At 47.3% G+C, this 10,115-nt stretch carries 8 protein-coding genes and 1 pseudogene; 7 read left to right on the forward strand and 2 right to left on the reverse strand.

The window, feature by feature from the left end; genetic code table 11:
* Positions 1-68: 68 nt before the first annotated feature.
* Positions 69-779, forward strand: coding sequence for a tRNA1(Val) (adenine(37)-N6)-methyltransferase (locus tag H595_RS0115065; RefSeq protein ID WP_027671957.1), 711 nt, complete (start codon positions 69-71; stop codon positions 777-779).
* A 10-nt stretch (positions 780-789) separates the two neighbouring features.
* On the opposite strand, the gene fldB is transcribed toward H595_RS0115065, so the two are convergent.
* Complete coding sequence (fldB, locus tag H595_RS0115070) at positions 790-1,308, reverse strand: flavodoxin FldB (protein WP_027671958.1); 519 nt, start codon at positions 1,306-1,308, stop codon at positions 790-792.
* Between the two features lie 129 nt (positions 1,309-1,437).
* Here fldB and xerD point away from each other — a divergent pair, with 129 nt between their 5' ends.
* From xerD to lysS, 5 genes are all read left to right on the forward strand, one after another.
* Positions 1,438-2,355 carry a site-specific tyrosine recombinase XerD gene (gene xerD, locus H595_RS0115075; protein ID WP_027671959.1) on the forward strand — a complete coding sequence of 306 codons (918 nt, stop codon included), beginning with the start codon at positions 1,438-1,440 and terminating at the stop codon, positions 2,353-2,355.
* 19 nt (positions 2,356-2,374) lie between these two features.
* Positions 2,375-3,091, forward strand: a complete 717-nt coding sequence (gene dsbC, locus H595_RS0115080; protein WP_027671960.1) for a bifunctional protein-disulfide isomerase/oxidoreductase DsbC — start codon at positions 2,375-2,377, stop codon at positions 3,089-3,091.
* A 6-nt stretch (positions 3,092-3,097) separates the two neighbouring features.
* Positions 3,098-4,831 (forward strand): single-stranded-DNA-specific exonuclease RecJ, encoded by a 1,734-nt coding sequence (gene recJ, locus H595_RS0115085; protein WP_037054982.1) that lies wholly within the window; start codon positions 3,098-3,100, stop codon positions 4,829-4,831.
* A 130-nt stretch (positions 4,832-4,961) separates the two neighbouring features.
* A protein-coding gene (gene prfB, locus H595_RS0115090; RefSeq protein WP_169338560.1) for a peptide chain release factor 2 occupies positions 4,962-6,060 on the forward strand; the annotation gives its coding sequence in 2 pieces (ribosomal slippage) (positions 4,962-5,036 and positions 5,038-6,060; 1,098 coding nt in all).
* Positions 6,061-6,103: 43 nt separating this feature from the next.
* Entirely contained in the window at positions 6,104-7,624 is a 1,521-nt protein-coding gene (gene lysS / locus H595_RS0115095; protein ID WP_027671963.1) for a lysine--tRNA ligase, read from the forward strand.
* Positions 7,625-7,815: 191 nt separating this feature from the next.
* On the opposite strand, the pseudogene H595_RS22530 reads toward lysS, so the two are convergent.
* Positions 7,816-8,853: pseudogene (locus tag H595_RS22530) on the reverse strand (integron integrase).
* Positions 8,854-9,102: 249 nt separating this feature from the next.
* Between H595_RS22530 and H595_RS0115110 the strand changes: the two are divergent.
* Positions 9,103-9,390, forward strand: a complete 288-nt coding sequence (locus tag H595_RS0115110) for a hypothetical protein (RefSeq protein ID WP_156885997.1) — start codon at positions 9,103-9,105, stop codon at positions 9,388-9,390.
* The last annotated feature ends 725 nt before the right edge of the window (positions 9,391-10,115 follow it).

Genomic DNA, 10,115 nt, shown 5'->3' on the forward strand with positions numbered 1-10,115 from the left:
CCTCAGCATTATTGCCTGCCCGGTGACAGTGCGCCTTCTTCGCCGTAAACTGGCGGTCGGAGGTGCTGATGTCAGCCGGTTTTCAATGTAAAAAATTCTATATAGCCCATGATCAGTGTGCGATGAAAGTCGGCACTGACGGTTTATTACTTGGTGCCTGGGCGCCATTACCAGCACCAGGGTACGATATACTGGATATCGGTGCCGGTTCTGGCTTGATAAGTCTGATGTTAGCGCAGCGTACCGCGGGCGCCAATCCTATTGATGCAATAGAGTTGGACGACGTCGCAGCCCAACAAGCGGCAGACAACGTGGCAAATAGCCCCTGGCCAGCGGCAGTGCGGCTAATAAAGGGCGACATTCTAACCTATCAGAGCAATAAACGTTACCGCTTAATTGTGTCTAACCCGCCGTTTTTTCATCAGTCACTACCATCAGCAGATACCAAGCGAAAACTAGCGCGCCATACTGATAGCTTGCCTTATTCAGCATTGCTAGACAAAGCCGCTATGCTACTGGAAACCGAAGGCTGTTTCGTCGTTATTTTGCCTGCAGACTACAGCGCATTTTTTGTAGCATTATCACAGCAACAAGGCTGGTCTGTCTCACAGCGTTGCGAGGTGTATTCTAAAGTGGGTAAGGTGGCAATTCGCACATTACTGGTATTGGTTAGGGCTGCGGTGGCAACACAAAACACAACGTTAACTATACATGCAGACAATGGGCAGTACAGTGCAGAGTACATTGCGCTATTAAAGGCGTTTTATCTGAAGTTTTAACCATCGGGTATTATAGCTTTGCAGCAATTTCCTGCAGGATTTGGCTTACCCAGTCATTTAACCGCGCGTCGGTTAAGTCATACTGGTTTTCATCGTCCAGGGCCAGGCCGTAAAACAATTCTCCATCCTCGGTTAAGGCTTTAGAGGCAATAAAGTCATAACCTGCGGCTGGCCAATAACCAATACGCACAGCAGGCTGTGGCGCAATAGCGTCGTGCAGCATACCAACGGCATCAATAAACCATTCGGCATAACCCAGTTGATCACCCATACCGTAAATGGCGATAATTTTTCCGCTGAGGTCAACACCGCTAATGTCATCCCAATGTGCTTCCCAGTCTTCTTGAATTTCACCAAAGTCCCAGGTTGATAAGCCCAGGATCAAAATGTCGTACTGGGCCATCTGGCTTAGGGAAACCTGCTTAATATTATTTAGCTCTACGGTATCAGCACCAATTAATGCCTGAATTTTTTCCGCAACCATTTCGGTATAACAGGTGGTTGAACCATAAAACAAACCAATTTTCATGCTGGTCTCGCAACAACGTGGGGCAACAAAGATGCGCTAGTGTAGCAGAATCGACTTGTTTACTAAATGCTGGCTTTGCCGCGTAAGCCGCGTGCGGTAATATAGCCTGAATTTATCAGGTAGGCCGCCATGACAGAAAACGCAGCGCAGCCACAGGCTGAAGATGTTGCTCTTATCAGCCAGTTTCTCGATCAGCTTTGGTTGGACAAAGGTGTAAGCGAGCATACACTTAGCGCCTATGGTACAGACTTAAAAAAGTTTGCCGGTTTTATTGCATCAAGGCAGTACAATTTATTAAATGTAGACAGCGTGTTGGTTAACAGCTACCTGGCGCTGCGCGTAGACCAGCAATTTAGCCCCCGCAGCACATCCCGGGCGTTAAGTAGTTTACGCCAGTTTTATGCTTACGCGCATCAAAGCGGTAAAGTAGTAGCGAACCCGTTAAATCAACTACTTAACCCAAAGGTGGGGCGCAGTTTACCCAAAACCTTGTCCGAGCAGGATGTTGAGGCGCTGCTAATGGCCCCCGACATTACTGACCCCATACAGTTTCGTGATAAAGCTATGCTCGAACTGTTGTATGCCAGTGGTTTAAGGGTATCTGAATTAGTTGGCTTGTCGATGCAACAGATTAACCTGCAGCACGGTCTGGTAAGAGTAATAGGTAAAGGTAGCAAAGAGCGTTTGGTGCCAATGGGCGAAGAAGCTGCGCATTGGTTAACGCGCTATTTACGTGAAGGGCGAGGCGATTTATTAGCGGGTCAATTACTGGATGTAGTGTTCCCCAGTAGTCGGGCGCAACAAATGACACGGCAAACGTTCTGGCACCGAATTAAATTTTATGCCAAAGTAGCGCACATTCAGGCAGAGCTGTCACCGCATACATTGCGCCATGCTTTTGCCACACATTTACTGAACCATGGCGCAGATTTGCGTGTCGTACAAATGCTACTGGGTCACAGCGATTTATCGACAACACAAATTTATACCCATGTCGCGCAGGCAAGATTACAAAGCCTGCATCAGCAACATCACCCGCGCCCATGAGCGTTGAACAGGAAACAGTATGAAGAAGTTTGTAATAGCCTTATGTAGTCTTGGATTAATCGCCTCAGCGCAGGCGCAGCAAAAACCAGACGGGGCACAGTATGAAAAAGTGCATCAGCTATTTAGCCAGCTGAACCTGTCTGTGAATGCCGTAGCCGACGCCCCTATTGATGGCATAGTGCAAGTATTTACCAACAGAGGGTTATTTTTTGCCTCGCAAGATGGCCAGTATTTTATTGAAGGCAAAATACTGGATATGAGTAAGCGTGAGTTGTTGAATGACTCACAGATGCGGCCTTATATTCAGCAACAGTTAGCGGATAGCAAAAATGACGTTATCGAATATAAAGCGAAAGACGAGAAATATGTTGTCAACGTATTTACCGATCCGTCTTGTGGCTATTGTCGCAAACTGCACAATGACATGCAGGGCTACAACGACATCGGTATCACCGTGCGCTATTTGGCATTTCCGCGTGGTGGCTTAGGTTCAGATACCTATCTGCAAATGCAAAATATTTGGTGTACAAAAGACAGCCGTGGCGCGCTGGATGCTGCTAAAGAGGGTAAAAAAGTGGCTGCAGCAATGTGTGAAAACCCGGTAAAAAGCCAGTATGAGATGGGGCAATCGTTTGGTATCAGCGGTACACCTGCAATTATATTGCCTAATGGCCGTTTAATTCCTGGCTACCAGCCGCCTAAACAATTGTTGTCGCAATTAGAATCAGGTTCTTAATGCGTTATGTCTGAAATCAGTCGTACCATTCAACGCCGGGCTTTGCCCGGCGTTTTTACTGCATTATCAGCACTTCATCCTGTATTGCAGCAACTTTACGCCAGTCGCGGCATCAGTTCGCTTGAGCAGCTCGATAGAGGCGCAGCCGCTTTGCTGCCTTTTACTGAGTTAAAAGGCATTGATACTGCGGTAGCGCTGCTTATTATGGCGTTAAAGCAGCAGCAACGCATTGTTATTGTGGGCGACTTTGATGCCGACGGTGCCACCAGTACGGCAGTATTGCTAAGCGGATTAACCGCGTTGGGCTTTAAATACATTGAATATCTGGTACCCAATCGGTTTGAATATGGCTATGGCTTAACGCCTGAAATGGCCGAGCTCGCCGTGGCACAAGGCGCTGAACTGATTATTACTGTCGATAACGGTATTTCTGCTATTGACGGTGTTGCCCTTGCCAAAAGCGCCGGGGTAAAAGTGTTGGTTACTGACCACCACTTAGCGGGGCACGAATTGCCAGACGCTGATGCGATAGTAAACCCTAACCAACCGGGCTGTAGCTTTCCCAGTAAGGCACTGGCAGGGGTTGGTGTAGCCTTTTACGTGTTATTAGCCCTGCGAGCGGCGTTACGTCAGCAACAGTATTTCTCTGAACAACAGATATCAGAGCCGAATTTAGCCGAGCTACTAGATCTGGTGGCGCTGGGCACAGTGGCCGATGTGGTGCCGCTGGACACTAACAATCGCATTTTAGTGCATCAGGGCCTAATGCGTATTCGCAGTGGCAAGTGTCGGCCAGGTATTCAGGCGCTAATGGATGTGGCTAATCGCAGCGCGGCAAAATTGACCGCCAGCGATTTTGGTTTTGCTTTAGCGCCACGCTTAAATGCAGCAGGCCGGTTGGACGATATGTCGTTGGGCATAAGCTGCCTGTTAGCAAAAGATTTAGGCTTAGCGCGCCAATATGCGGCTGAGCTAGACAGCTTAAATGTAGAGCGCCGTGCCATAGAACAAAGTATGCAAGTTGAAGCGCAAGCGTTTTTAAGTCAGTTGTCGTTTGACGGTGCTGAATTACCTGAGTGTCTCTGCCTGTACCGGCATGACTGGCATCAGGGCGTTATTGGTATTTTAGCCGGGCGTATTAAAGAGCAATTTCACCGGCCAACTATTGTATTTGCTCAAGGCGACGAGGGTGAACTAAAAGGCTCTGCCCGGTCTATTAGCGGCTTACATATTCGTGATCTACTGGAAGAAATTTCTACTCAGTACCCAGGATTAATTAAAAAGTTTGGTGGCCATGCCATGGCGGCTGGGTTAACCATAAGCGCAGAGCGGCTGGATACCTTTAAGGTAGCGCTGAGTTTAACGGCGAAAAAACATCTTACAGCGGAGCAGCTAACGGCGGTGATCTACACCGACGGAGAATTGCCAGCAAAGTGTTTTGAGATTGGTTTTGCCCAGCTCCTGCAAAATGCCGGGCCTTGGGGGCAAGCGTTCCCCGAACCGGTATTTGATGGTGAGTTTACATTAATAAGCCAAAAAATGCTGGCTGACCGGCATTTGAAAATGATGCTGCAAACGTCAGACGGTAAGCTGGTTGATGCCATTTGGTTTAACGCCGACAACAAAGCCTGGCCTAATGTAAACATACAAAAAGTGCAGTTGGCGTATCAACTGGATATTAACGAATACCGCGATAAACAAAGCTTGCAGTTAATCGTACGGCATATGTTGGCGCTGTAAAACAGCGCCAAATAATAGCACCGGCTATTACTCGCTATTTTTCTGTAATAGATGGCTGCACGTCCTGCGATAAATTTGCTACAATCGCCGCCTATTTTTCGTCTTATATTTCAAGGTTACAGACAACAGCATGTTTGAAGTCAATCCGGTGTACAACAGCATTAAAGATTTAACTGAACGCACTAACGTGCTTCGGGGGTATCTTTGACTATGATGGCAAAAAAGAACGCTTAGAAGAAGTTTCGCGCGAACTGGAAGATTCCGCTATTTGGAATACGCCAGACAAAGCGCAGGCTTTAGGTAAAGAACGTTCTGCACTGGAGCAAATTGTTGGCACTATCGACAAGCTGGACCGCGGTCTGGAAGACGTTGATGGCTTGCTGGAGCTGGCGGTTGAAGCGGAAGATGAAGACACCTTTGAAGAAGCCAAAGCGGAACTGGCCGACTTAGACAAACAGCTAAGCCTGTTAGAGTTTCGCCGCATGTTCTCCGGCAAAAATGACGAAAACCATTGCTACCTGGATATTCAGTCTGGCTCCGGCGGTACCGAAGCACAGGACTGGGCCAGCATTTTAATGCGCATGTACCTACGTTGGGGTGAAGATAAAGGCTTTAAGCCAGAACTTTACGAAGTTACCGACGGCGACGTTGCCGGTATTAAAGGCTGTACCATTAAATTTAGCGGCGAATATGCCTACGGCTGGCTGCGCACCGAAACCGGTGTACACCGCTTAGTGCGTAAAAGCCCGTTTGATAGCGGCAACCGCCGTCACACCTCGTTTGCCTCGGTGTTTGTCTCGCCAGAAATTGACGACGATATTGAAATTGATATCAACCCGGCCGATTTACGTATCGACACTTACCGTGCCTCGGGTGCTGGTGGCCAGCACGTAAACCGTACCGACTCTGCCGTGCGTATTACGCACTTACCGACCAATATCGTCGTGCAGTGTCAGAACGACCGCTCGCAGCATAAAAACCGTGACAACGCCTACAAGCAATTGCGCGCCAAGCTTTATGAGTTTGAGCTGCAAAAGCAAAATGCCGAGAAGCAAGCGCTGGAAGATACTAAGTCAGATATCGGCTGGGGCAGTCAAATTCGCTCTTATGTATTGGACGACTCGCGCATTAAAGATTTACGAACCGGTATCGAAACCCGCAACACCCAGGCGGTGTTAGACGGTGATCTGGATAAATTTATTGAAGCCAGCTTAAAAGCCGGGCTGTAATTGTTACTTAACTAAAACTTCGACCTCAATCAGGAAACGCACTATGTCTGACCAACAGCAACCACAAGAAGAAATTCAGGACGTAAACAAACTGATTGCTGAGCGAAAACAAAAGCTGGCGGCACTGCGTGAAGATGGCTTTATGTTTCCGAATGACTTTCGCCGTGACAGCATATCTTCAGATGTTATTGCTAAGTACGATCACTTAACTAAAGAAGAACTGGAAGCGCAAAAAATCACCGTAAGCCTGGGCGGCCGTATTATGACCCGCCGTATTATGGGCAAGGCCAGCTTTACCACTATTTCCGATATGGGCGGTAAAATTCAGCTGTATGTTGCGCGTGACAGCCTGGCTGAAGGCGTATACAACGACCAGTTTAAAAAGTGGGATTTAGGCGACATTATCGGCGCCACCGGCCATTTATTTAAAACGCAAACTGGCGAGTTAACGGTATGGTTAAGCGATATTCGCTTATTAACCAAAGCACTGCGCCCACTGCCAGATAAATTCCATGGCTTAACCGATAACGAAGCGCGTTACCGCCAGCGTTATCTGGACCTTATTTCTAACGAGCAATCGCGCCATACCTTTTTAGTACGCAGCAAAACCGTGGCCTATATTCGCCGTTTCTTTAACGACGAAGGCTTCTTAGAAGTTGAAACGCCGATGCTGCAAGCCATTCCGGGTGGCGCATCAGCACGGCCGTTTGAAACCCACCACAACGCACTGGATATGCAGATGTTTTTGCGTATTGCGCCAGAGCTGTATTTAAAGCGTTTGGTGGTTGGCGGCTTTGAAAAAGTGTTCGAGCTTAACCGTAACTTCCGTAACGAAGGCGTGTCTACCCGCCACAACCCGGAATTTACCATGCTGGAGTTTTACTGGGCCTATGCCGATTATAACGACCTGATGGACTTAACTGAAAAGTTATTCCGTGGTTTAGCCGAGCATGTACTGGGTAGCACCGAAGTGCCGTACCAGGGTGAAGTGTTCGACTTTGGCAAGCCTTTTGCGCGCATGTCGGTAACCGAGTCTATTTTGCACTACAACCCAACGGTAACCAAAGAGCAACTGGCTACGCGTGAAGCGGTAGCAGAGCTGGCAAAATCACTGGGTATTCAGGTTAAAGACAACTATGGCAACGGCCGCATTTTAATGGAAGTGTTTGACGAGCTGGTAGAAACCAAGCTGCGCCACCCAACCTTTATTACCGAATACCCGGCAGAAGTATCGCCATTGGCACGCCGTAACGACCATAACCCGGAAATTACCGACCGCTTTGAATTCTTTATCGGCGGCCGCGAGCTGGGCAACGGCTTTAGCGAGTTAAACGATGCCGAAGATCAGGCCGAGCGTTTCCGTGAGCAGGTAGCACAAAAAGACGCCGGCGACGACGAAGCCATGTTCTACGATGACGACTTCGTTACTGCGTTAGAGCACGGCTTACCGCCAACCGCAGGGCAGGGTATCGGTATCGACCGTTTGGTTATGCTACTGGCCGACGCCGCCTCAATTCGCGACGTAATCCTTTTCCCGCATATGCGTGTACAGCACGATAAGTAAGTTCTTACTTACCTAAAAAGCCAGACTGTGTGTCTGGCTTTTTTGTTTCAGGCTATGGCTGCCAGCGTCTTCTGCATTGGCTTGCCAACACGGCAACGTTATAGCTAACAAAGGCCGGTATCCTGACCATTTTTGTTAATGCGGCCAATATTACTTTCTATCAAAAATCATTTGGCGCTGCTGCGCCCTTTTTAGAGTAACTGCGATAGTGGGCTTTTTACGCCTGCCGCACCGCGGTTTAGTACATGGGTATATATTTGTGTGGTACGCACGTCAGTATGGCCTAATTGCTCTTGCACGGTACGGATATCGGCGCCGGCTTCCAGCAAGTGAGTAGCACAAATTCATCTGGAATGAATTTGAACATCCGCAGGATGGCCCGACGGGGAAAATGTATGGACACATTTTATAAAACTATGACGCAGCGTATGGCAGGTCACGTTTTTAGTGATACCCGCTTTTTTTGCAGCAATTTTAATTTCGCGCCTAACACAGCTCTCATCCAGATGGTGGCGGCGCAGAAGCTTACTCTCTGGATCGACACTTAGCTGCATGGACGGAAATAAATACTGCCACCCCAGCTCTTTAGGTGCTGTGGGATATTTACGTGCTAACGCATAAGGTAACCAGACACCGGCATAATCAGGGTTAGCCAAATCGGCCTCAAAATATTGCATTACAAACTGGCTCTGTTGCTTAAGTGTTGTAACTAATTCTGGTGCCAGCGTGGTACGTCGGTTTTTATTGCCTTTACCTTGCCATACCATAACAGACAAATAGTCATAATCTATTGCATGCACCCGCAACCTAACGGCTTCCATCAGCCGTAAACCACTACCATACATCAGCTGAGCCAGCAGTTTATAGCGCGGATCAATAACCCTTAACAGCGTCGTTATCTCGGTGCGGGTTAATACCACTGGCAGCTTAGGCGCAAGCTGCGAGCGATTAAAATTAAGGTTTAACGACAGCGGTTTTTGCAGTACCGCTTTATACAAAAAGCTCAGGGCATTCAATGCCGACGCCTGCGTGCGCGGCGCCACATTACGCTGATTAGTTAAATAAGTTAAAAAGCGCTCGACATCCTGCTCAGTTAACTTTGCCGGATGCTGTTTTTTGTGAAACAAGATATACGCCTTTATCCAGTACACATAAGCATCAACCGTTCGTTTGGCATAACGGCGGGCATACATAAACTCAGCGATATATTGCAAAAATGGCGATGCCATAACTTTCACCCATAAATAAAGAAAGCTGTATTAATATACAGTAGCGGGTGAATTTATTGTTAGCAAGTAGATCGCAAGGTTTCACCCCGCTTTCTACAAGTAGAGATAATCACAACGTTAAAAATCTGTTGATTTAAAGGAGCTTATTAGATATTTTGCTGTCATTTATTAAAGATAGAAGGCAATATCCCGCGTTTTATAGAAGGGGCTTTGCAAACTATTAAGCTGTTATGTTTACAGGGAAGTGAAGTGAATAAATTAATTTTGCTGACACAGTTTCTTGCTGTTTTTGCCTCAATAGCTTTGGTTGGTATCTTGTACTTGAAATTTACTAAATCAAAGATCACTGCTCGTAGGATTTATATTTTTACAATGTTTGGTGCTGTTATTGGCTCAACAGCAGCTGAAATATGTTTTAACTTTCTTGATGAGAATTTTAGTTTTAGCAATAACGCCCAAAGTTATTTGGTTGGTAGCTTCATTGTATTCATTACATTGAGCGCTTCTTTTGTGACTTTGCGCTGGAAAGTTGAGTAAACATAACAAGTTGCTTAATTTCGTTCCGGCCACAAAAAGCGTGGCTTCCACTGGACTGCCTACGCTACGCTGCGGCAGCCAATTAGCAAAGCGTTAACTTTCATCTAATACGAGCGGAGCTTTTGAAACATGGATTTTTTAAGAGATGGATCGATACATCCAGTTTTGTTCATTTACGGGATTATCAGTATCGGTATTTCAGTTGTATGTTTCTTATTGGCCAAAGACAAGGGAAGGAATACTACTATTGCCGCAGTCACAGGCCTTATTCCAGGCCTGAACTACCTTGCAATCGCTTACTACGTTGGCGTTTCAAAGTTAGTGAAGGTATAAAAAGTTAACAAACGCCAGCACAACGCGCCTTCGGCGCTCGACTCGCAACAAGTTGCTCGCGTGTGTGGCGGGCGTTAGTGCGTCAAGCAAAGCTTGATGCATCTTGCAGGGTGTAAGTCCCTGTCGGGTAAGGTGTAACTGACCACCCGTATCGAGTGTTGCGCCTATGGCGGAGCCAGTATTTTTTTTACTGACGAACAAGATAGGTGAAGCGTACACAGAGAATTAGTTAGGCCACAGGGGATACGTGTCCCTGAAGGTTGGTATCGCTTCGATAAGCACAATCTGACTGACGAGGTTTGTAACGCCACCGAAGTCCATGCAAAGCAGCCGTTAAAGTGAGGCTGTGACGAGTCAGCGGAGTTATCAAGCCGTGGCATGATTAAAGAGAT

The organism is Rheinheimera baltica DSM 14885 (genome assembly GCF_000425345.1).
GTDB classification, from domain to species: Bacteria; Pseudomonadota; Gammaproteobacteria; order Enterobacterales; family Alteromonadaceae; genus Alishewanella; species Alishewanella baltica.